At 41.3% G+C, this 22,848-nt stretch carries 25 protein-coding genes; 14 read left to right on the forward strand and 11 right to left on the reverse strand.

The annotated features are described in order from the left end of the window. Positions 1 to 341 precede the first annotated feature (341 nt). Positions 342 to 1,301, reverse strand: a complete 960-nt coding sequence (locus EXT48_RS22875; protein ID WP_130165938.1) for an MBL fold metallo-hydrolase — start codon at positions 1,299 to 1,301, stop codon at positions 342 to 344. Between the two features lie 265 nt (positions 1,302 to 1,566). Here EXT48_RS22875 and EXT48_RS22880 point away from each other — a divergent pair, with 265 nt between their 5' ends. The 6 genes from EXT48_RS22880 to EXT48_RS22905 all read left to right on the forward strand — a co-directional run bounded on the left by EXT48_RS22880 (position 1,567) and on the right by EXT48_RS22905 (position 8,068). Then, positions 1,567 to 3,570 carry an alpha-amylase family protein gene (locus EXT48_RS22880; protein WP_130165939.1) on the forward strand — a complete coding sequence of 668 codons (2,004 nt, stop codon included), beginning with the start codon at positions 1,567 to 1,569 and terminating at the stop codon, positions 3,568 to 3,570. A 173-nt stretch (positions 3,571 to 3,743) separates the two neighbouring features. After that, positions 3,744 to 4,298 carry a type 1 glutamine amidotransferase domain-containing protein gene (locus tag EXT48_RS22885; RefSeq protein WP_045988043.1) on the forward strand — a complete coding sequence of 185 codons (555 nt, stop codon included), beginning with the start codon at positions 3,744 to 3,746 and terminating at the stop codon, positions 4,296 to 4,298. Positions 4,299 to 4,360: 62 nt separating this feature from the next. Beyond that, the gene (locus tag EXT48_RS22890; RefSeq protein ID WP_039491276.1) at positions 4,361 to 4,825 is read left to right on the forward strand and encodes a pyridoxamine 5'-phosphate oxidase family protein; all 465 of its coding nucleotides are present in this window, start codon (positions 4,361 to 4,363) and stop codon (positions 4,823 to 4,825) included. 216 nt (positions 4,826 to 5,041) lie between these two features. Beyond that, positions 5,042 to 5,899, forward strand: a complete 858-nt coding sequence (locus EXT48_RS22895) for a mechanosensitive ion channel domain-containing protein (RefSeq protein WP_130165940.1) — start codon at positions 5,042 to 5,044, stop codon at positions 5,897 to 5,899. A gap of 9 nt (positions 5,900 to 5,908) precedes the next feature. Beyond that, positions 5,909 to 6,730 carry a CBS domain-containing protein gene (locus tag EXT48_RS22900; RefSeq protein ID WP_130165941.1) on the forward strand — a complete coding sequence of 274 codons (822 nt, stop codon included), beginning with the start codon at positions 5,909 to 5,911 and terminating at the stop codon, positions 6,728 to 6,730. 3 nt (positions 6,731 to 6,733) lie between these two features. After that, the gene (locus tag EXT48_RS22905) at positions 6,734 to 8,068 is read left to right on the forward strand and encodes a magnesium transporter (RefSeq protein ID WP_130165942.1); all 1,335 of its coding nucleotides are present in this window, start codon (positions 6,734 to 6,736) and stop codon (positions 8,066 to 8,068) included. A 57-nt stretch (positions 8,069 to 8,125) separates the two neighbouring features. On the opposite strand, the gene EXT48_RS22910 is transcribed toward EXT48_RS22905, so the two are convergent. The 3 genes from EXT48_RS22910 to EXT48_RS22920 all read right to left on the reverse strand — a co-directional run bounded on the left by EXT48_RS22910 (position 8,126) and on the right by EXT48_RS22920 (position 10,431). Then, complete coding sequence (locus EXT48_RS22910) at positions 8,126 to 8,338, reverse strand: cold-shock protein (RefSeq protein ID WP_010369631.1); 213 nt, start codon at positions 8,336 to 8,338, stop codon at positions 8,126 to 8,128. A gap of 358 nt (positions 8,339 to 8,696) precedes the next feature. Then, a complete protein-coding gene (locus EXT48_RS22915; protein WP_130165943.1) occupies positions 8,697 to 9,557 on the reverse strand; it encodes an MBL fold metallo-hydrolase in 861 nt (286 codons plus the stop codon). 76 nt (positions 9,558 to 9,633) lie between these two features. Then, complete coding sequence (locus EXT48_RS22920) at positions 9,634 to 10,431, reverse strand: ABC transporter substrate-binding protein (protein ID WP_130165944.1); 798 nt, start codon at positions 10,429 to 10,431, stop codon at positions 9,634 to 9,636. A gap of 526 nt (positions 10,432 to 10,957) precedes the next feature. On the opposite strand from EXT48_RS22920, the gene EXT48_RS22925 reads away from it, so the two are divergent. Then, positions 10,958 to 11,527, forward strand: a complete 570-nt coding sequence (locus EXT48_RS22925) for a hypothetical protein (RefSeq protein ID WP_130165945.1) — start codon at positions 10,958 to 10,960, stop codon at positions 11,525 to 11,527. Between the two features lie 12 nt (positions 11,528 to 11,539). After that, positions 11,540 to 11,749, forward strand: a complete 210-nt coding sequence (locus EXT48_RS22930) for a hypothetical protein (protein ID WP_130165946.1) — start codon at positions 11,540 to 11,542, stop codon at positions 11,747 to 11,749. Positions 11,750 to 11,805: 56 nt separating this feature from the next. Here the strand turns inward: EXT48_RS22930 and EXT48_RS22935 are convergent, their stop codons facing one another. The 5 genes from EXT48_RS22935 to EXT48_RS22955 all read right to left on the reverse strand — a co-directional run bounded on the left by EXT48_RS22935 (position 11,806) and on the right by EXT48_RS22955 (position 19,453). Beyond that, positions 11,806 to 13,974: a S9 family peptidase gene (locus tag EXT48_RS22935; RefSeq protein ID WP_130165947.1), complete on the reverse strand. Its 2,169-nt coding sequence runs from the start codon at positions 13,972 to 13,974 to the stop codon at positions 11,806 to 11,808. A gap of 115 nt (positions 13,975 to 14,089) precedes the next feature. Further along, positions 14,090 to 16,042 carry a methyl-accepting chemotaxis protein gene (locus EXT48_RS22940; protein WP_130165948.1) on the reverse strand — a complete coding sequence of 651 codons (1,953 nt, stop codon included), beginning with the start codon at positions 16,040 to 16,042 and terminating at the stop codon, positions 14,090 to 14,092. Positions 16,043 to 16,224: 182 nt separating this feature from the next. Next, on the reverse strand, positions 16,225 to 17,553 hold the full coding sequence (locus EXT48_RS22945) for a sigma-54 dependent transcriptional regulator (protein ID WP_017217572.1): 1,329 nt from the start codon (positions 17,551 to 17,553) through the stop codon (positions 16,225 to 16,227). Further along, the gene (locus tag EXT48_RS22950; RefSeq protein ID WP_010369621.1) at positions 17,550 to 18,086 is read right to left on the reverse strand and encodes a hypothetical protein; all 537 of its coding nucleotides are present in this window, start codon (positions 18,084 to 18,086) and stop codon (positions 17,550 to 17,552) included. The genes EXT48_RS22945 and EXT48_RS22950 overlap by 4 nt, the downstream gene beginning before the upstream one ends. After that, entirely contained in the window at positions 18,083 to 19,453 is a 1,371-nt protein-coding gene (locus EXT48_RS22955; RefSeq protein WP_130165949.1) for a sensor histidine kinase, read from the reverse strand. The genes EXT48_RS22950 and EXT48_RS22955 overlap by 4 nt, the downstream gene beginning before the upstream one ends. 374 nt (positions 19,454 to 19,827) lie before the next feature. On the opposite strand from EXT48_RS22955, the gene EXT48_RS22960 reads away from it, so the two are divergent. The 6 genes from EXT48_RS22960 (at position 19,828) to EXT48_RS22985 (ending at position 21,439) form a co-directional block, all read left to right on the forward strand. Then, positions 19,828 to 20,049 (forward strand): EF-hand domain-containing protein, encoded by a 222-nt coding sequence (locus tag EXT48_RS22960; RefSeq protein ID WP_130165950.1) that lies wholly within the window; start codon positions 19,828 to 19,830, stop codon positions 20,047 to 20,049. Between the two features lie 43 nt (positions 20,050 to 20,092). Then, positions 20,093 to 20,314, forward strand: coding sequence for an EF-hand domain-containing protein (locus EXT48_RS22965; RefSeq protein ID WP_017217569.1), 222 nt, complete (start codon positions 20,093 to 20,095; stop codon positions 20,312 to 20,314). Positions 20,315 to 20,379: 65 nt separating this feature from the next. Beyond that, positions 20,380 to 20,601: an EF-hand domain-containing protein gene (locus EXT48_RS22970; protein ID WP_130165974.1), complete on the forward strand. Its 222-nt coding sequence runs from the start codon at positions 20,380 to 20,382 to the stop codon at positions 20,599 to 20,601. Between the two features lie 57 nt (positions 20,602 to 20,658). Further along, positions 20,659 to 20,880 carry an EF-hand domain-containing protein gene (locus tag EXT48_RS22975; RefSeq protein ID WP_130165975.1) on the forward strand — a complete coding sequence of 74 codons (222 nt, stop codon included), beginning with the start codon at positions 20,659 to 20,661 and terminating at the stop codon, positions 20,878 to 20,880. Positions 20,881 to 20,937: 57 nt separating this feature from the next. Then, positions 20,938 to 21,159 (forward strand): EF-hand domain-containing protein, encoded by a 222-nt coding sequence (locus EXT48_RS22980; RefSeq protein WP_017217565.1) that lies wholly within the window; start codon positions 20,938 to 20,940, stop codon positions 21,157 to 21,159. Between the two features lie 58 nt (positions 21,160 to 21,217). Beyond that, positions 21,218 to 21,439 (forward strand): EF-hand domain-containing protein, encoded by a 222-nt coding sequence (locus EXT48_RS22985; protein WP_130165976.1) that lies wholly within the window; start codon positions 21,218 to 21,220, stop codon positions 21,437 to 21,439. 430 nt (positions 21,440 to 21,869) lie between these two features. Here EXT48_RS22985 and EXT48_RS22990 read toward each other — a convergent pair whose 3' ends face one another. Together EXT48_RS22990 and EXT48_RS22995 are read right to left on the reverse strand one after the other, a co-directional pair. Continuing rightward, on the reverse strand, positions 21,870 to 22,307 hold the full coding sequence (locus EXT48_RS22990; protein WP_130165951.1) for a cupin domain-containing protein: 438 nt from the start codon (positions 22,305 to 22,307) through the stop codon (positions 21,870 to 21,872). Positions 22,308 to 22,321: 14 nt separating this feature from the next. After that, a complete protein-coding gene (locus tag EXT48_RS22995; protein ID WP_130165952.1) occupies positions 22,322 to 22,765 on the reverse strand; it encodes a DUF2798 domain-containing protein in 444 nt (147 codons plus the stop codon). Between the last annotated feature and the right edge of the window lie 83 nt (positions 22,766 to 22,848).

Below are 22,848 nucleotides of genomic sequence, written 5' to 3' on the forward strand. Positions count from 1 at the left end.
CTTTGGATGACGTCTTTGTGGATTGATTTTACAAAGATGTCATTTGAGTGTAGTTGATATTTTAAAACCTAGTATCGACAGTTATTAAAAACCGTCACCTAAAACAGGGACTTATAGGGTTTTTGTTTTTATTTTTGCAATTGTTTTTTTCGTAAAAATTTAATGGAACAAATTTATTAACAATATTTCAATATAATTTGATGAATAAAGTTATTAATTGGTCTGGTTTAATATCGTTCGTTTTGTTAATGTCAATTATTGGGTTGGCATTCATTTTTGACTAGAGGAGGCTGGCTGTGTTGTTACTTTCAAAGCTACATCAACTTCCTCTGTTGTTATATTTATGTTGTTGGAGAAAACTGAAGCCGTTGTTTATCAATCATCATTTCCAATAGGTACGAAATACTGGTATCAAAATCTTGATACGCTTTACCGAACTTTGTACGCAATGTAGCTTGTAATGATTCTTGTATCTTTGCTGGCGTTGTACCTTTTACTAGTGCTTCATGTACTGCATTCGAGGCATAAGTTAAAAATTGAATATCTCTAGAAACTGATTTCACCGAGGTATTTTCCCCGTGTCCGGTTAGTACGAGGAGAGGGCTTAATTGCTCCACTTCTTTGAGTACCGAAATGAGCTGGGTAATGTTACCTCTAGGTGTCATGATGGGCATAAAGTTGGAGTTTACTACGTCACCTCCAATTAGAATGCGTTGTTTGGGTAGCCAAAGCATAACATCACCTGGCGAATGGCCATCGTTGGCGAACACAAATTCAACTTCAGTATCACCAAACGTACGGGCTTGTTGATGTAAAATGATTGAGGTAGGGATGGCGAGTGTGCTCTCACCAGTTGCGCCTTTAGTCATATTAAAAAACGCCTTAACATCAACCGGCCCATCGCTTTTCATCGTCTCAGCGGACAAAGAGGTGGAGATAAGCTCTGCCCCGAGTTTTGCAAAAGCGGCATTACCAAGCCAATGATCGGCATGGCTATGAGAGTTGACTACCCAGCGAATTGGCTGTTCAGTTACACGTTTAACTGCTGAGATAATAGCGTTACCAATGTGCTCGGATGAACCAGAATCGAACACTAACACACCTTGATTCGTAATAATAAAATGACTGTTTGAATTCCACCCTTTATTTTCAACTGTTGGTCTGCCATAAAAAGGAGATATTACGCTATAGACATTCTTTGAGACCGAAACGGCTTCTAACTCAAGTGATTGAGATTGTGCACTGACGTGAGCACAGAAGAGCCCAACAATCATGAGCCCTGATTTGATTCGATTTAGCATCGTTTATCCATATTGTTATTATTTATATCTGTACTTGAAGCTGTCTACTTCAAAGACCAATTGAAACTACATTTTCTCCAAAATGAGTTCAAGCGCTTACGCTGCTTAAAGTGTAAGCAAGCGTGTCACCTTATTAAACTCGCTTTTTAAAGCCTCAAATTATCGTTCAGTAGTCGAACATCGATGATCTTATGCATACGTATTCAATAGATTGTTTAGCTAGGAATTCTATATTGTTAATCTTGTGTGAATAAGAGGCGCAATAATGAAAAATATAAAACTAAACCAAATTGCAGCGGGAGTGTTGTTAGCATCCAGTTGCGTTACACCTACACATGCCGCTGAAGGCGACCCAACAACATTCGTTCATTTATTCGAATGGTCTTGGGCTGATGTTGCTACAGAGTGTGAAACGTTTTTGGGGCCAAATGGCTACGCGGCAGTGCAAGTATCACCACCCAATGAGCATATTACAGGGGACCAATGGTGGACTCGTTATCAGCCAGTGAGCTATGAGATTGCGAGTCGTAGTGGTAGTCGAGCCGAATTTGCCGATATGGTCGCGAGGTGTAAATCTGCCGGAGTAGACATCTATGTTGATGCCGTTATAAATCACATGGCTCATGGCAGCGGCACCGGAGTTGCGGGTAACACTTTTGGCAACAAACAATATCCTATCTATAGTCCACAAGATTTTCATGAGACCTGTGCAATAAACCCTGAAGACTACGGTAATAATGCATGGCGAGTACAGCACTGCGAACTCGTAGGGCTTCATGATTTAGACACCGATGCGAGCTACGTACAAAATACCCTAGCGGGCTTTTTGAACGATTTACAGTCTCTGGGCGTGGCAGGGTTTAGGTTAGATGCAAGCAAGCACATGCCCGCAAGTGATATTGGTGATGTGTTAGCCAAGCTAAATCAACCCGCGGTCGTTTTCCAAGAGGTAATTGATCAAGGAGGCGAGGCGGTTTCTGCTTCTGAATATCATCAAAATGGTTTAGTCACCGAGTTTAAATACAGCATTAAACTGAGCGAGACATTTAAGCAAGGCAAATTGGCTTGGTTAAAAAGCTTTGGCGAAGCTTGGGGTATGATGCCAAGTTATAAAGCCGTGGTATTTACAGACAACCATGACAACCAACGCGGGCACGGTGGTGCAGGCTCTATCGTTACCTTTCATGATGGTAAACTGTATGATTTAGCGAATGTATTTATGCTGGCATACCCTTATGGTTATCCTAAAGTGATGTCTAGTTATGAATTTAATGGCGACACTGATGCTGGTGGCCCATCGGTCCCTGTTCATCAAAGTGGTAACCTCAATTGTTCCAGTCAATTATGGCAGTGTGAGCATCGTCGCCCAATGATTGCAGGTGCAATGCAGTTTAGAAACCATACTAATGGCAATTGGACGGTGGCAAATTGGTGGGACAATGGTAATAACCAAATTGCATTTTCTCGAGGTGATTTAGGCTTTGTCGCCATTAACCGCGAATCTTCTAGCATGGTCCAAAGCCTGCAAACGGGGCTTTCTGCCGGAACCTATTGTGATGTGCTAAGTGGAGGTATCGGCCAAGAAAACTGCGCGGGTAGAAGCATCGAAGTTGATACCAATGGTTACGCACAAATTAATTTAGCTGCTATGGATGCCATAGCCATTCATCATCAAAGTAAACTGGCTACGCCACCAGAGACCGGTGAATGGCAACGCACATTAGTTTTTATTAAAGCCGAAACTCAATCTGGTCAGGATATGTTCGTTCGAGGTGGTCTTGATCATGCCGCAGCATTGCAGCGTGGGATTGATTGCGGCGCCGATCCTACTCTTTGCTCTTTACCTATCAAGCATTTGAATATGCGAAGCATGACAACTTCGGCTTGGAAAGTGGCTGATACTAGATTGGATTGGCTAGCGGCTGAAACTGGGCAGTCTAGTGATGCCCAAGGGAGTCCGCTGGATTGGACAACCAATATTTGGCCAGCTAACTGGGGCGCGGAAAAGCGTTACGATAGCGATGGTTTTGGCGTCATGTCACTCAATCAATGGGGAGCACATTACTGGTTGCTGGAAGTAGAAATGGACTGTAGCAAGACATTCAACGGTTGGTTTGAAGTAAAAGCATTCGTTAAAAATGGTCAAGGTTGGGAAGGGGATATTAACCAACAAGACACGCCATATACGAGCAATAATCACTTTGCTCAATGCGGAAAGTTGAACGTGTTTGAGTTTGGCACAAACTCAACCTCTATCTCTTCATTATAGTAAAGATGGACTAGGGCTAACCTAGTCCAGATTTACACTCCTCAGTTCTGTAAAGATTACACCCAATCAATACATTAATTTTGAATATTTATATATTTCATAAGCTTATGTAGTGGTATTGATTCTGCATGTGCTTCTATCTCTACATCAGCAACGTATTGAAGGAGAGAATGATGACGGAGTCAGACAATATTTCAGTCGCGATCTTAGCCACTGACGGGTTCGAACAAAGTGAGCTGATTAAACCTAAGCAGGCGCTTGAAAGCGCTGGATTTAATGTTGATGTCATTTCATTAAACAAGGGTGATATTACCGCTTGGAATGAAGACCGTTGGGGTGAGAAAGTCGCCGTTGATTTAACCTTGGATGAAGCCATACCCAGTAAATATGCGGGGCTCGTTTTACCAGGCGGGTTGTTTAACCCCGACAAACTAAGGCAGGAAAAATCTGCGGTTAAATTTATTCAGGCCTTTTCACAGTTTGGGAATAAGCGTCCAATCGCGGCGATATGCCACGGTCCTTGGCTGCTAATCGAAGCGCAGCTGGTAGAAGGTAAAACGCTTACCTCTTTCCCAAGTATCAAAACAGATCTTAAAAATGCAGGCGCAGACTGGATTGACCTTAAAGTTGCGGTAGACGACAACTTGATCACGAGTCGTAATCCAAATGATCTTGATGCTTTTAATGAAGCAATCATTGAGGCTCTGCAACAAGATACTATCAATTAATCGAAAGAGTGGGTTTGTGCCGTTTCAAACAGACGCGAATTGGTATACATAAGGAGAAGATAATGTCAGATATAAAGAAGACTTTTTGGGAAGCGCTAGACAGCAGCCCCAATGTGATGATTGGTTTGAGTGATGACAATAATCACCATGAGCCAATGCGCGCACAGTTGGATAAAGACGCCAATGGCGAGTTTTGGTTTTTTACCAGTAAAACAAATCGTATTGCCAAGTGTGGTAAAGCGACTGCTCAATTTTCCAGTAAAGGGCATAATGTATTCGCTTGCATTCGCGGACACTTAATTGAAGAAACGCGACAAGACGTACTTGATGCCCATTGGTCAAGACAAGCCGAGAGCTGGTTTGAAAAGGGTAAAGATGACCCCGAGCTTATCATGCTCCGTTTTGAACTGGATGATGCTGAAATTTGGCATGTTAGCCCTGACTTGAGCGGCTTATTAAAACTAGCCGTGGGCAAAAATGTGGAACCGGAAGAGATGGGTGAGCGAGAAACGGTCCAGTTTAGATAATCACATTACTCAATTTGAAGAAGTCACTAGGGCGCAAAGACGGTACTTGTTTTTGCGCCTTCATTGCTTCCACTCACGTGAAAATGTTCCCAAATGTATTGTTAGTAGTGTAAATATTTAGGACTTTGGGGAATTCTCTGGACAACGGCTAACACTGTGATAACAATGAATGTATTGATTTAAAAGTAAGTTGTTTCAGCGAATTCAGGAGTGTACATGGCCACCGGGGATACCTTTGATAATTGGCAACAGGCCTTATCTGCCAGTTACGAGCAATTAATCAATCAACTTGTTACTCATACGCCGCAACTATTGGGCGCGGCACTCATGCTGCTTGTCGGTTGGGTGGTGGCTTGGCTATTGAGCAAGCTAACTATTTCGTTATTTAAGCTTTGCAATCGTGCATTGGTGGGTTTAAGTCAACGAGTGCAAACCGAACAAACGCTTCAGCTAAATCTAAAACACGCTCGATTAATAGGGAAAACCGTGTTTTGGGTCACGATGATGTTTTTTATCGCAGCAGCCACATCCAGCCTTGGCTTAAACTTCTTCAGTGATTGGATCTCTTCGTTACTTAGTTACCTACCAAACCTCCTCGCTGGGATATTTATTATTGTTGGTGGTTATTTGCTTGGCAATCTGGCCAGTGCCATGGCAAGAGCCGGTGCGCAGTCTGTAGGGTTTGCGCGAGTCGAAGTCGCGGGTAACATAGCCAAGCTCGCGATTCTATTTACTGCAACGGTAATAGGTATTGAGCAATTAGGGATCAATATTCAATTTGTGACCAATATGGTGGTGGTGCTGACAGGCGTATTGTGTGCAGGAGTTGCATTGGCCTTTGGCCTTGGGAGTCGAGAGTTAATCGCAAATACCGTCGCGGCAAAACAAGCGCTGCGTCACTGTCGAATTAACGATCAAATTGAAATTGCTGGCGTTTCAGGTACGCTCACCGAAATCACAGCAACGATGTTAGTGATTGAAACTCAAAAAGGGAGAACCCTAATACCGGCAAGGCAATTTTTAAAGGACTCGGCACATATTACCGCGACACACAGTCATTCAAGTAAGCAGTAGGGAGGCTCTATGTCAGCGTTAAACCTCAAAATTGCGCAACACTTTTTACAAGAGGAGCCTGCAGGTGCCGCGCGCTTACTTTCTTTGCAAACGCCAGATATCGCTGCCGAGTTACTAAAAACGTTACCAAATGAAGTTGCTTTAAACGTGCTTAAAGTCATGCAGCCCCGCAGTGCAGCGGAAATTCTGATAACGCAAACGGATGTGGATATTGCGAGATGGCTTGGCAAAATGAAGTTGGCTGATATTGCTGCTATCTTAAGGCATTTACAGGAGGAAGAACTTGCACGTTTTCTTAATCTCATTTCAGTAAGACGACAAACACTCTGTAAGATGTTAATTAGCTACCCAGATTATACCGTGGGCGCATGGGTTGAAACGGATGTATTAATTCTTGAAGAAACTATGACAGTTGAGGAGTCACTACTGCGCTTAAAAAAACGTGACTATATCGGGTTTGCGCTCGTTTATGTGGTAAATCAGCATCGCCATGTGGTGGGTCAGTTGTCACTAACACATTTACTTCGAAAAGCGCCACAACAGAAAATTGCAGATTTGATGGATACTCACGTTGTTTCTCTAAGTGGTTATACCGAGTTGCATAGTGCATTGAAATCGCCAGTTTGGGCGCAACAAGATCAGGTTGCAGTTGCCAATCGAAGTGGTGATTTTATTGGCGTGTTGCCACATCACAGAGTAAGAAGTGCACTTGGCAGAATGGATGAAACACAAGATAAGCCAAGCGAATCTTTAGATTTATTAGATGCCTACACCAGTTCGTTTGCCAGCATGTTAGATACATTGGTGCCAGTTAAGGTCAAGGGGAAATAAGCGATGAGCGCAGCAAAAGATACATTAGATTCAGCGGTAGAGCAGCTCAGTGATGAGTTTTTAAGTAAGTTTCCGCTCAAAAGTGCGCAGCTTCTTGGCACTTTACCTCCTGACGAAGCTGCTGAATTATTACAGCAGCAGGCACAACATATCATTTATCGTTTATGGAAATATTTGCCGCCGGGAGCCGCTGAACAAATTTTCCAGCAATTTCCGGTGGATTATCAAGCGCAGTTTATTGCGAGCCTAGATAGTCATATTGCGGTTGGGCTACTGAATAAACAGTCGCAGGAAGCGCTGCAGGTGCTACTTGCTAAATTGAAGGAGCAGCATTCAACCATAGCGGATGAACTCAGTGAGTTGCTGGTTTTTCCTGAAAATACCGCTGCGAGAATGATGAACAAAAAAGTGCAAGCGTTTTACTCAGATACAACACTACGTGAAGTGCTCGCGCAACTGAAACGATTAGACGGAAAAGTGCCAGACGTTATCTACGTATTAAACGAACAGCAGGATTTAGTGGGCGAGACAACACTCAATACCTTAGTGGGAAGCTCCTCAAGTAAAACCCTAATGCAGGTTGCGACGCCGATCCGAGTCACGCTAAATGTGATGGATCATAAAGATCAGGTCGTGGAAGCGTTTGAAGGGCACAAAGTGCGAGCAATTCCAGTACTTGATGCGCAGCAACAGCTAGTTGGGCAGATCCGATTTTTTGATGCCTATCAGTCAACCAAAGAAGATTTAGCAAGTGATATGCAGACCATGGTAGGTGCAAGTAAAGACGAAAAAGCCCTATCAAGTAGTTGGTTTGCAGTAAAGAAACGGCTTCCGTGGTTACAAATTAACTTGTTAACCGCATTTGCAGCCGCTGCCGTCGTGGGGGCATTTGAGGGATTGATTGCTCAAGTTACCGCTTTAGCTATTTTGCTGCCAGTAGCAGCTGGGCAGTCGGGTAACGCAGGGGCTCAAGCTTTGGCTGTAACGATGCGAGGCTTAACACTACGAGAAATTTCAACGCGACACTGGTATCAGGTGATGCTAAAAGAAATGATGGTTGGGCTGTTAAATGGCATAGCAATAGCGGTTACTTGTGGCATTGGCGTATATTTGTGGAGTCAATCACTCGGTCTCGCACTTGTTATTGCGCTGGCGATGATATCGTCTCTTGTCATTGCGGGAAGCTCAGGTGCTATTGTACCAATTGCATTGAAAAAATTTGGACTCGATCCTGCGCAATCTTCATCAATTGTACTTACGACAATTACAGATATAGCGGGTTTTATGTCATTTTTGGGGATTGCGTTGTTGCTGTCAGATATGTTGCCGAAAGGCTAAGTGAGGAATGAGGAAATTCGTAGAGCTAGTGCAGGCACTAGCTCTGAGCAATACGTATTAGTTAACTACTACGTTGCTTGCTTGAGGACCTTTCTGGCCTTCTTCAACTGTGAAAGACACTGATTGGCCTTCAGTTAAAGTTTTGAAACCGTCAGAAACGATAGCACGGAAATGTACGAATACGTCTTTACCGCCGTTTTCTTGAGTGATGAAACCAAAACCTTTCTCTTCGTTGAACCACTTAACTGTGCCGTTTACTGTGTTAGACATAATTGAAACCTTTTTCAAAAAATTAAATATGTGGTGAAAATCACCGATAAAGCGATAGATAAAACTTAGCTAGTAACGCATTGGTATATCTATAAACGACTTTTTAAAAAAAAGAGTATCAAGAAAAAACAGTGCAGCAGTAGTAAGTGCTCTAAGTATCTAAAGCCTGCATATAGTATAGCGTTCTTAAGGCGCTGTCCAATGAAGTTTGCAAATTTTTGTTTAAAAAGTGAGCGGAAATGAATGTTGAGCGGATTTATTGGTGTAACTTTGATTGGAATGGACGAATTTGAAACATGTGTTTTCTTCGCTTTATTATTACCAAACTGTCCATCGCATTCTGTGTTTTCCAGCTTGCTTATTTTAAACTTCGATAAAATAAAGTGGTAACGCGCTCTTCTGGTAGCCAATTAGCATAGTTAAGATTAAGTACTTGTAGTGGGCGAGCGGCTACAACTTCTTCCAAGCTTGTATTATTTTTCATTGCATCTAGCATAATTGTTTTCGCTTTTTGTAATAGTGCCAGATAATCTTGTAAATTTTGTTTATCTGTTACAGGGCCATGGCCTGGTATGACGGTGGTCTTGTCGCCGATTTTCTCTATCACATCTTGTACTGCTGCAATTATTCCGTTTAAGGAGCCGCCGCTGTCGACATCGACAAAAGGTAAGCTGCCTAAATTAAAATAGATATCGCCCATGTGTACGGCATTTGCTCGGTCAAAAAAAATCACTGCGTCGCCATCGGTATGGGCGTGATGATAATGCCACAAGTGAGCATGCTCTTGGTTAAAGTGGAGCTTCATATCACTGCCAAACGTCAAAGTTGGCAAGTAGTCAGAACCATCACCGTGTTTTTGCTCCAACCGCTTATATACATTGTGATGCGCGATAACATGGCTGCCTGCTTGTGCAAAATTTTCGTTGCCTCCTGTATGGTCGCCATGATGATGGGTATTAATCACAAACTCAGGTGCATTGGGTTGGATAGTTTTGATTTTTGCTTTAATTTGTTCGCTGAGTTTAGCGAACTGATCATCGACAATGTAAACGCCATCTGAGCCTGAACTTATCGCAATATTACCGCCTTGCCCAAATAGCACATGAAGACCCCTTGCAACCTCTTGCAACTTAAACTCAACGTCATCAGCTTGTGCGTTTGAAATGTTTATCAATCCAAGCGCGATCGCAGTGAATGAATTTCTTACTAATTTAATCATGATCCATCCTTTTTGTTCTATTTTTTGTTTATTTCTATAAAACAGTGGCTTAAGGTGTTTTATCATGCGTGCAGATTCATTCGTCTGCCGCTGCTGCGTTGTCTATTACCTGCCTCAATGCAGCATCCATCTTCAGGATAAAATCTTGTTTAAATGGATATTTTTCTTCAAACCCTTTTAAGTACCCAATGTGGGCAGTGCGACGCATTACTATTTTATCTTCAACAATATTACTGGTGTTTAAACTTGGTGTTATCTGCGACATTTTATTAATACCAAGTAAAGTGGAAAGCCGATCATTGACGTAACAATCAACGCGCCCACGTGCGAGCTTTTCGATATTTGAACGTGTGCTTTTGTTTTCCCAAAGTTGAATAAGTCCTTGTTTTTGCGCTTCCATTAGGCTTTCATCTAAGATGATATAACCGGCATTAATGCCTATATTAAGTACTCTTTCTGGTTTTACATGAGGCAAGTGCTTTAAGGTGATCCCTTGATTGCAAAAGGCAACCACTACCTCTTCTTGAAGGGGAATGGAATACGGCCAGATATAGGGGCGTTTTTTGATATGAATATAAGGTGGCATTAAAGCCATTGCATCACCGGATGCCATAGAGGAAACACCTCGCTTCCAAGGTACCGCTTGCAAGTTAACTTGATATTCATGACTCAGCAAACGCGCAGCTTGCTTCACTATATCGACATAGATGCCATAAAGCTCGCCGTTAATTTGATAACTATAAGGCGGATAAGCATCGTCGACCAAAATGGTTACCTTGATAGGTGCTGAGTATTCAGGTTTATGGGGAGCGGCGTTAGATAAGAGCGGCAGAAAAATACAGCAGCAAATAAAAACCAAGCGAAATAAATTCATTTTTCACTTATGTACGTAGTAGTCATTTTTTAAATATAGTGGCTTTCTATAAAAAATCTAATGACTAAGTGTTCTCCATTTGTTAACCAAATTTCATTGATAAACGTAAGTAATATTGGTCGTTGATAACTACACATTCAATTGATGTCTGTATAGATTTAATTTAATACTAAAACATCAAAAAATGTCTCTTTATTGCTTGCTTTTTGTGTTTTGTATGTTAATTTTGAATTGCATTAATGTTAAGTGCGCAATTGTAATCATAAGGAATAAAAAAGATGAAGATAAAATTTTCTAGCGTGATGATTGTGGCTTTTTTTACGTTGTTCTCTACCTCTCTACTGGCTGAAAGCATGCATGTGGTAATGAATGTAATGCTGGAACTAGTATAAAAGCACAGATAATAGCCAGAGAGATCGGACCGAACAATAAATTCTCAATCATAAATTTCAATGATAACTCGGTAAACACTTATAGCTCTTATTTGGACTGGAACAGTGGGGAGCCAATAATTAAAGCTACACGAATGTCCACATCAAGAAATGCTCTAGATGGTTTCAATCAAGTTATGGCGGCTAAAAGTGAAGTAAGTAGGTATGAAGTTGAAATACCAAAGAATATCTCTCCGTCTGCGTATGACATGATACAAGATACCTCCTCACAGAGAATGGTTTCCAACTATGTAAATAATAATGCTGGCGTTATAAAAAAGGTTAATTATTTTGCAGCTGCTCTTGTGGATGTTTTTGGTAAAGTGGTAAATGTGGATGTTGTAGTACCGATAGTGTTTTCTGATGATACAAAAGCCAATCTTAAAATTAGCGGTATTAGGTCAATTAATGAGATAAATTTTGAGTATCAGACTGGTTCAGCCGAGACTTCTAGAGGGTCAAAGATCCCCGATCGATTAAGTGACTTTCAGGGAAGAATTAAGTTTGGGGATTTAGTTGAGTACGGTAAATTCGGTACATTAGCTTTAACGTATGGAGTGTCATCAGGAACACCAAAGGTGTGCCAGGCCGATGTAATTGTCAACTGTAGGCGCATATCAAGTGGACACTATGAGTGCACGGGTCAAACTCTGTTATGTCCTTAACGGGAGAGTGAGATGAATATATACATTGATTTTGCCGCTCAGATCTATTTTTTTCTGGTGGTAGTTTCTGCTGGGATCAGCATACTTTTGGTAAAAAAAGCAAAAATGGGAAAACTTGAAATGTTTATCGGTTTATTTATGAGTTTACTGCCACCGTTTTCTCTTTTGTTTATTCTCGTCATGCTTTATATCGCGAACTCGAACAAAAAGTTAGTTGAATAGTTGAGCAAGAGCAATCAAAGGAGGCTGAAGCCTCCTCTGTATAATGTGAACGTTGACTACAGTTTATTCTCAGCGAGTGCGATAAAGAAACTATAGCTTAATGCGACATCGTGAATACGCTTAAAGCGACCAGACGCACCACCGTGGCCAGCTTCCATGTCGGTTTTTAGCATCAGTAGATTATCATCTGTTTTATATTCTCGTAGCTTAGCGACCCATTTCGCTGGCTCAAAGTACTGCACCTGAGAATCATGTAAACCCGTGGTTACAAGCAGGTTTGGATAAGCTTGGGCTTTAACTTGATCGTAAGGTGAGTAAGACAGCATGTAATCAAAATACGTCTTCTCATTTGGGTTGCCCCATTCGTCGTACTCATTTGTGGTCAGCGGTAGCGTTTCGTCCAGCATGGTATTGATCACGTCAACAAATGGTACAGCTGCGTGTACACCATCGTATAGTTCCGGCGCTTGGTTAATGACTGCACCCATTAATAGGCCACCTGCGCTGCCACCTCTGGCATAAATACGTGAAGCATCACCATATTTTTGCTCAACGAGTGCTTTTGTGACATCAACAAAGTCGTTAAAGGTGTTCTTTTTATTTAATTTTTTGCCGTTATCGTACCAAGGACGGCCAAGCGTTTCTGAACCACGAATGTGGGCAATAGCATAGACAAAACCACGATCTAAAAGGCTTAATCGGCTTATTGAAAAGGTTGGCTCAACATTAGAACCGTATGAACCATAACCAAATTGTAGTAACGGGTTTGAACCATCTTGCTTAAACTTATCTTTACGATAAACAATTGAAACCGGTACTTTTATGCCGTCACGTGCGGTGATAAAAATACGTTCAGATTGGTAGTTTTCAGGTGCAAAGTCGCCCAATACTTTGTCTTGCTTTAATAATGTTTTGTTCAAACTAGCAAGGTCGACATCATACACAGAAGCCGGGGTCGTCATACTCTGATAACCAATTCTTACTGCATTTGCATCTAGGTTTTCGTTACTAGTTAAATAAACGGCGTAAGCTGGGTCATTAAAGGTTAAACGCTTGCTTTCGTTATTATCTAAATTTAATACAGTGATTTGGCTAAGGCCATTTTCACGCGTTTCGTAAACTAGGTGCTGATTAAATAGCTCAAAGCTGTCTAGTTTTGCATCGGCATTGTGCGGTACAACGGTTTGCCATTTTGAAACGTCACTTGCATCACTGGCTTTAACGCGCATCAGCTTAAAGTTTACGGCATCTTTATTGGTGTGGATGTAATACCAGTCGCCAAGTTTAGCAATGCTATATTCGTGACCACTTTCTCTTGGAATAAAGCGCTCAGGAGTTGCTTTTACATTATCAGCGTCGAGTAAAGATACACCTGACGCCTCGGTACTTGAATGGTGAATGTATATTTTGCTCTTGTCTTTACTCTTTGAGATATACGTGTAATAGCTGTTATCTTTTTCTTCGTAAATTAATTCATCTGTGCTTTGTGCTGTGCCTAGAGTATGGCGGAACACTTGATAACCAAGCAAAGTAACCGGATCTTTTTTGATGTAATAGATAGTTTTGTTGTCATTTGCCCAAACGATAGGACCCGAAGCGCCTTCAATCGTATCGTCCAATAACTTACCTGTCGTTAAATCTTTGATTCGAATCGTATAAATTCGACGACTTAATGTATCTTCAGCAAAAGCTAACAGGTTTTCGTTGGTTGAAATGGAAAGACCACCGACACCATAATAGTTTTGACCTTCAGCGCGGATATTCGCATCAAAGATAGCTTTTGCATTTTTACCATCTTGGTGTTCACTGCGGTAATAAGTGAAGTATTCTTTGTCACCCTTAGTGGCACTAAAATAATAATAACTGCCGTTTAATACTGGCACGCTGCGGTCATCTTTGACCACTTTGTTTTTAATTTCGTCAAATAAGGTTTGTTGTAGTTGCTCTGTATTTACGAGCTTACTGTCGGTATAGGCATTTTCTTTGTTTAAGTGTGACAACACCTTTTCGTCACTTCTAGTATCGTCACGTAGCCAGTGATAATTATCGACAAGTTCTTGACCGTGAATGGTCGTCTTGTGTGGGATCTTTTCAGCTATAGGTGCCGTTACCGCTGTGGTTTTCTCAGCGTTAGCTTCAGACTTTGTGTGTTGTGACGGCGCTTCTTGACAACCGAGTACAGCAATCAAAGATGCTGCTACTAATGTAAATTTAAATTTCTTCATTTTTATTTTTCTGTAATAAATCAATTCATCGAGTCTAACTAGTTCTTATTATGAGGACAACTAATTGAGACGATATTTTGTAACAATTGCGAAAAACAAGATATTAGTTTTCTATTCAGTCAATATCAAAGCGGCCAACCAAACGCTCTAAGTCTTTAGCTAAGCTAACTAATTGGTCAGCGCCTGCATTTAATGCGGCTGTTTCTTCTCCAACTTGTCGTACAGAAACATCCACCGAGTCAATCAAACGTCTAGTGTGGCCTGCATTTTCTCCTTGTAATGAGGCCTGTGACGCTATATTTGAAACCGATGTTTTAATCCTTGATACAGCCTGAGCGATGTCAGTAAATGCTTGCTGCGCGCTTTGTGATTGTTTGATTGTCGTCTCAGATTCGCTTACGCTTGATGTCATTTGGGCTGATACCATCCTCGTTTGAGCGATGAGGTTGGTTAACACTTGCTCTATTTCCTGTGTAGCGTCATGTGAGCGCTGTGCAAGCGTTCTTACTTCATCAGCAACCACCGCAAAGCCCCTACCTTGTTCACCTGCACGGGCAGCCTCAATCGCTGCATTTAATGCTAAAAGATTGGTTTGCTCTGCGATAGAACGGATCACGCCTAAAATATTAGTGATATCTTGGCTTTCACTTTCGAGCTGGTTCATGGCGTTGGCGGACTCAGCCAACGAGTGATTAAGCCTCGCAACCTGCGATACTGTACTTTCTATTGTGCTGTTACCACGCTGTGCGTGTCCGTCCGCAGTGACAACATCCTCCAAAGTATGACCGCAGCTTTCACTTATTTCAGTGGCAAGTTGTTCTACGGTTTCAGTGGTTGTGGTAGCACTGGCGGAGTCTTCAGCCTGCGCATGGCATTGATTACGGATATCATTGATACTCTTTTGTGACCCTAATGCAGCATCATTCAATGTTGAGGCATTGCTTTGAATATCTTTTACGAGCGAGTTAATTGAGTCCAAGAATTTATTGAACCACGCGGCCAGCTCTCCAATTTCATCGTTGGTGACGACTTTTAAACGTTTGGAAAGGTTGCCTTCACCTTGTGCTATTTCTTTTAAACCATCAGACACCATTTCAATAGGTTCAACTATTTTATTGGCAAGTGTTATTGCAATAATAATAAATAAAATCACCATGATGACTGCGATAATAGTGATACTAATCGTCATATCGTAAGCTGAAGCTAAGATTTCATCTTCATCGATCACCGCGATAAATTGCCAACCGAGTGTGTCAGAGCGATAAATCTTAGCATCATAGGTTTTATTATCCGTTTCAATAGTGAGGTAGGGTTCGTTTGTGGCGCTGCGAATGGCCTTGTAAAGAGGGCTGGTGAGATCTTTAATGTGTTTAAAGTTATGATTTTTATTTTTAGGATCGGCAAGTACAGTGCCTTCGGCATCAAGAAGGATTAAATATCCCGACTCCCCGAGTCGAATATTGCTAACGATATCGGTCAGTGTAGCAAGCGTTACATCTAATGATTGCACGCCAATCACTTTGCCGTCACGTTTTATACCTGTGGCAACAGAAACCATGGCTTGTCCTGTTACTCCTTGATAAGGTTCAGTAAGGATAACCTTGCTGGGATCTTTAGAGGCATTTTGATACCAAGGGCGTTTTCTTGGGTCGTAATCGCCAAGGGGTTCCGCAGGATACTGAATAAAACCACCGGATCCAGTGCCAAGATATACAAACAATAATTCTTCGTGGGTTTGTCCAAATGCGCGGTAAAGCTCAAAAATATTGCTTTCGGTTTGACCATTTTGTAGCGGAGTCATCGGTTTCTCAGCACCAAAATAAGTAGTAGTGTCTTGACCCACTTGTTGCACGGCCTTGGACTCGGCGAGGAAGCGAGCATTTTTCTTCATCTGCTCAAAAAACAGTACAAAAGACTGCTCGGCTTGCCTTATTTCATTGCCAGAAGCATCAAGGAATTTATCAAGAGAGTCGCTTTTGGTCTGAGAAATGCTGACCATAGAAATCGCTAAAATAGGAATGATCACAGTGAGAACAAAGCTAATAATGAGCTTTTTGCGCATTTTCATACAGACAACCCTTAACTATCCGAGTGTTTTTATTATGCTCCTAGCAGGAGCGCATATTCTCAGGGCAAATCTGAGCCACGGGCGTGGCTCGTTAAAGTCCGTATTACAAGCACTTTGCAATGGTAAATTTGACCAAGCAACGTACTTTAGAAATTAAAGCTAATGTTACCCCTCTAATAGGTTTAGCATTGGATCTCATGTTTTTTAAGTAATTTGTAAAAATCAGAGCGATTACGTTGTGCAAGTTTTGCAGCTTCCGACACATTCCCTTCGCAAAGTGCCAGTACTTTTTGGATGTAGTCATACTCAAACTGGCGTTTCGCTTCATTTAATCCCGTAAACGCATTCTGTTCTTTATCCTTAGGCAGGGCTTTTTGTACGATATCTTCAGTGATCATTTTACCTGGCGTAATAGCAACACAGTGCTCCACAATATTATGGAGCTGACGGATGTTGCCCGGCCAATGGTAATTCAACAAATGCGTAATACTTTGTTGGTTAAATTGCTTTTCGCCATCGCTAAGTGCACTTAAGAAGCGTGATGCAAGTAGTGGAATATCTTCCAATCGCTCTCTTAAGCTTGGGATTTCAACAGACACTACGTTTAAGCGATAGTATAAATCTTCACGAAATTGCTTTTCCGCAACGGCGCTTTGAATGTTCTTATGGCTTGCAGAGACAAAACGAACATTGACCTTGTGCTCGGTTTGGCCGCCCACAGGACGAACGGTTCGCTCTTGTAAAACACGCAGTAGCTTAACTTGCAAATCAAGCGGCATATCACCAATTTCGTCGAGGAATAGGGTGCCACCATCTGCTGCTTGTACTAAGCCTTCTTTGTCACTCACGGCGCCAGTAAACGCGCCTTTTTTATGACCGAATAGTTCAGACTCCAACAGGTGGGCGGGCATTGCGCCACAGTTAATCGCAATAAATGGGCCTTGCGCTTGGTTACTGGCCAAATGGATTGCTTTTGCCGTTACTTCTTTACCGGTACCGCTCTCGCCTTGGATGAGGATGTTTGCGTTACTGCTGGCAAGTGCTTGAATTTGTTGTACCAATTGACGCATTGCGGCACTTTGGAATAACAATCCATGGAAGTTATTTGGATCCGAAGTTTGTGCGGTTCTCACTTTTCCTGCAAGCGCCTCATTGATGACATCGAGCATTTGTTGAGAGTCAATGGGCTTGGTTAAAAAGCTCACAAAGCCTTGCTGCATGGCGTCAACAGCGTCAGGAATAGAGCCGTGAGCGGTCATCATCACAACGGGCATGCCGGTATAATACTTCTTTATTTGCTCATTAAGTTCAAAGCCGTTCATGTGTGCCATCTTCAAATCGGTGATGACCAAGTCGATAGGCATTTGCTTGAGGATATTTAACGCTTGTGTACCACGATGAGCTACTTCAACTTCGTAGCCGTGGCTTTCTAAACGCATGGCCAGTAGCTCAGTTAAAGACGTATCGTCATCCACTAAAAGTAACTTTGCGCCTTGTTGTGTTTGACTCATAGTGAATCCTCCTCAAGTGATGGGTTTTCAGAAAGATCGGTTTCTAAACGTTGTTTTTCTATGTCGGCAAGCTTTTGTTTTAGCTCGGCAAGCTGTTTTTGGGTTTGTAATAATTGCTCTTGATGTTGTTGCGCCTTATTGTCAGAGTAATAATTACTGATTTTTTGCTCACGAAGGCTTTGAGTATGCCAAGCCAGCGATTCAAACCAAATGTTGTAATCGTCTGGCCAATAATCTTGTAGCTTTACTTCTTCAATGGCTTTAAGTTGCTTGGTGGTTGAGTCTGTACCGCAATAGGTGTGAATAAAGCCCTGTAAGTGCAGCGCACCTTTATAGTAATCGTTAAATGTCACGTTATGTTTTTTGGCGCATTGGCTGACTAAGGCTTTGATAACTTCAGCTAAAGGCACAAACTTAGCGCTGGTTTCTGTTTTTACAGGGCCAATAAACTGCTTTGTTTGCTCGACGTTTTGCTCCGTTGTGGCACAACCACCGAGCAAAAATAGCGTGATACTTAATGCGATGTATTTCATTTTGGATCCCTTTTTGGAAAGGCGACTTGAATACTGGCGCCAGATTTTACTGATAGCCATTTCACATAGCCTTTTAATTGCTTCACACACTCAGAGACAATGGCTAAACCTAAGCCACTGCCATTATTATTTTTATTTTTCTCACCACGAACAAATGGCTGGAATAATGAATCGGCTTCATTGATGTCGATGCCATCACCGTCGTCACAGACTATCAACAATACTTCGCCATTTTGTTCTTCAATTGAAATAGTGACATTGCTTTTAGCGTGATCGATGGCATTGCTCACTAACTGAGTTAAGACTAATTTGCACGGAAGATAAGGTACTTTTAAGTCATCATGATTTTGCCAATTCACTATCACATCAGTCTTTCCTAGCTTATCTCTAAGATGCTTTGAGACTTCTTCTTGGATAAGGTTCATTTCGGCGTCGTGATGTAGGCTATCAGGGTGACTGGCCGCACTATAGCTGAGCAAATCATCGATCAATGATCCAAGCTTTGCAACAGAGTTTTCCATAATGATGAGAATACGTTGTTGTTTTGGATTAACATCTCCAAGCAATCCACTATTTAATAAGCTGCTTCCTTCGTTTAGCGATGCTAAAGGGGTTTTAAGCTCATGAGTAACATGGCGCAAGAAGGTTTCTTTTTGTTGTTGAATACGCTTAAGTTCGAGCCTTAACCAATTTAGCCTGTCACCCAATTGCTGCAATTCATGACTGCCAGAGAGTTCAACCGACTTATCAAAATTACCTTTACCTACCTCAGATACCGCAGATTCTACCTGATTAAGTTGCTGACAAATCCGGTTGATCAAAAAGATGCTGATCACGATAAGGGTGGGTAGCAAGATAACGAGACCAAACATAAACCATGTTTGCAGCTGCACGAAATGGGATTCTTGATCTGATAAGCGCTTATTAAGTGTTTGTTGAAAGCTTTCCTCGAATTGATTAAGCACCTTAACCAATTGTTGAAACTCTTCAGCTTTTGAAGTGGCATTGATCTCATCGGGAGCGAACTGTCGCCATTTAGCAACAAACAGCGAATCGGGTAGGTTTATTTTTAATAATTGAATGCGTTTTTTGGTGTTTTGCCACTTCTGCTCGATGCTTTCTTGCAGTGTTTCACTTTGCAGCAGCTGATTATTTTGCAGTGCTTTTTCAAGCGCACTGATATCTGCTTTTACAAAATTGTATTCAAGAATAAGCTTTTGATTTTTATTATAAATATCCTGTGTTTTTTGTTGGTTTTTGGACAGTGCTTGGGCGTACCACAAAGTCAGTGTGAGTATTGGAAGCACACCAATAAACATGGCAATAAGTGCCTGTTTCTGTAATGACTGAGAAAAAATTTTTTTCACGATGCTAAATCCTTTAAAAGGGTGCACAAGTTTCAATCAAATGGTGTTGCGAGATTTGCAAAATTTTCTACCCCAAAATTTACCTGTTGCAAAGCTGCGACAATCTAACTTTAAGAAAAATAAAGACTTTTTATTTTTCGCTTTTTTAACTGTTGCCATTTAGCAACAGTTAGCCTTAATCCAACCTTAATATTTTTAAGTTGTTTTTATTAACTTGTTGATAAACAGTGTTTTTTCAATGTTGGCATCAAAGTTGGAATAGTTATCTCGAAAGCGAAAAACGAAACGCAAAAACAAATGCAAAATCAGTTTTTAGCTTTAATAGCAAAACGTTTAACACAGAATTTAGTTTTTAATCTTATGAGGAAAGCACGATGAAAAATCTAGCAATCGCAGTATCAGCAGCAGTAATGACTTTGGCATCAGTAGGTGCACATGCAAACACGGACTTCGACAAATTAGACATGAATGGTGACGGTTACATCTCTATTGAAGAAGCAAAAGCAGATGAAGGCCTTCTTGCTCGATTTAATGAGCTAGATGCTGACCAAGATGGTCAACTAAGCCAAGCAGAATTTGATAACTACGAAGGTTAATTTGCCGAGTTATCACATTATTTAAATCGTTAAGGAGAAGATTATGAAAAATTTACTAGCAGCACTATCAATCACAGGTATGACATTGGTTTCAGCATCGGCAATGGCGATGGACGACTTCGAAAAGTACGACACTGATGGCAGCGGCACAATCAGCATGGCTGAAGCACAGGTTAATCCTAAGTTAGTTGAGCAATTTAAGACACTTGATGTTGACGGTAATGGCGAGCTGAGCGAGTCAGAGTACGAGCACTTTGAAGGCTAATTTAAAAGCTCGATATCGGTGAGTCTTCGGACTCTCCGTCAAGACTGAACTTTAAGGAGAATATGATGAAAAATCTACTAGTAGCAGTATCCCTTGCTGGCCTGTCAATGGCATCAGTTAATGTAATGGCTGGTGACGACTTTGCCAAGTACGATGCCGATGGTAGTGGCACAATTAGCATGAGCGAAGCGAAAGTAAATCCAAATCTTGTTGAGCAATTCACTCAGCTAGACGGTAACGCTGACGGCGAGTTAAGTGAATCAGAATTCGCAAATTTTAAAGGCTAAGTAATAGCCCTCTAATTTCATGAAACGAACAGTATTTAAATTTTTGAGGAATAAATGATGAAAAACGTACTAATTGCACTATCAATCACAGGTTTATCTTTCGCGTCTGTTAATGCAATGGCGGGTGAAGACTTTGCGGCGCTAGACACAGATCAAAGCGGCACAATCAGCATGAGCGAAGCACAAGCACACTCGGCGCTTGCAGAGCAATTTAAAGAATTAGACGCTGATGCAAATGGCGAGCTAAGCGAAACAGAATTCGCAAATTTTAAAGGCTAAGTAATAGCCCTCTAATTTCATGAAACGAACAGTATTTAAATTTTTGAGGAATAAATGATGAAAAACGTACTAATTGCACTATCAATCACAGGTTTATCTTTCGCGTCTGTTAATGCAATGGCGGGTGAAGACTTTGCGGCGCTAGACACAGATCAAAGCGGCACAATCAGCATGAGTGAAGCACAAGCGCATACTGCACTTGCAGAGCAATTTAAAGCGCTAGACGTTGATGCAAACGGCGAGCTAAGCGAAACAGAATTCGCAAATTTTAAAGGCTAAGTAATAGCCCTCCAATTTCACGAAACGAACAGTATTTAAAATTTTTGAGGAATAAATGATGAAAAACGTACTAATTGCACTATCAATCACAGGTTTATCTTTCGCTTCTGTTAATGCAATGGCGGGTGAAGACTTCGCTGCGCTAGATACAGATCAAAGCGGCACAATCAGCATGAGTGAAGCACAAGCGCATACTGCACTTGCAGAGCAATTTAAAGCGCTAGACGTTGATGCAAATGGCGAGCTAAGTGAATCAGAACTCGCAAATTTTAAAGGCTAATTAGAGCTGGAAAAGTAAATTTACCTGCGCAAAGGAGTGACAGAGGAAAAGGAACTGATGTCAGGGAGCAGGGAATAGAGTTCAAAGATTATGATTATTGTTGAGTAACTGGCAACACTACTGATTTGTTCAACTAAGCGCTTTTTTCGGGCACGTTTAAACAAACTGGTATAAAGGAATACTTACAGCGAGGCATCGCTATCAGAATCTTTGAGCTCCAAATCGAGAGTTTGGATGTCATTAGGGAAGTAAAGTGAAGGATCATAGTCGGTAAGAGTAAGGCGGTTATTCGCACCGCACCCAAAGCTTGGCTTAATAGCCAAGCTTTTTTTGTTTTGAGTGTATTGATTTTTGTAAGGTGTTAAATGTAATTCTGTGGATAGCACTTAAAGTTAATATTTTTTCAATCATTGGCTATGGCAGCGCAAAGCTAACAAAAATGAATTTTGTACTTTTTGGCAAACTTAAGTCTGTCTTGTTTACTCAAGGCTGTTCCATCTGACAACCTTGCGATATCTCGAATAAAATTTTCCGACGGTCCTGAAGGTAAATTTATGACAAGTAAATGACTATCGGTCAACGCTTTAAAGCGCCTCTTAACATTAGGACCAGCCACAAGTAAGTCACCTTTACCTGCAGTAATAACCTCATTTTCAACGCCAAATTCTATAGAGCCGTGGATGATATAGAAAATTTCATCATCTATTTCATGGTAGTGCCAAGGCGCGGCATTGCCTTGTGGTAACAGGCTATCAAATATTGAGACTCTATTGTTGGTATCTTCTCCCGTAACAAGTAGTGATGTTATTTCTCCACCTACAAGGCGATGAGTTTCTGCGCTATTAGCTTTAATGTATTTGTATCTCATAACAAGCTTCTTTTTCAGCTAGCCATAAATCGTTCAAGGCGAGGCTTCACAGTCAATGTCATAAAAACTGAAATTAACAACCCGACAGGCAGCGCGATGGTAAATGCATGAAACCAAGTGTTGATAAATTCACTCATAGATCTGTAAGGGACATTATTAATAGTTGTAACCGCGGCCATAATTCCTTCCATGATAATGGCCATTGATATACCAATTACAGTGTTTTTAAAGATCTTTGCTGTGTTTGGCATCAGTGATTCAGCAACCTTTGAGATTACCATAACCATGACAAAGCCAATTGGAGCAATAGTTGTGGCAGACAATAAAGTAGAGGTCAGCCATTGCTCAACAAACCGGTTGGTAAACCCTATATTTTGATAGGTCATCACGAAAGTTAATATACCCACCAATGCGACTACCATAGGGGCCGCAACAAGTACCTTTTTAATTAAATTCATAATCGCCTCTCCACTAAAGTTGATATTATCAACTATTGATGCTGTAAAGGTTAGGTGTTATTGTTGATAATGTCAACCAATAA

Source organism: Pseudoalteromonas sp. CO348, assembly GCF_004208845.1.
GTDB lineage: Bacteria > Pseudomonadota > Gammaproteobacteria > Enterobacterales > Alteromonadaceae > Pseudoalteromonas > Pseudoalteromonas maricaloris.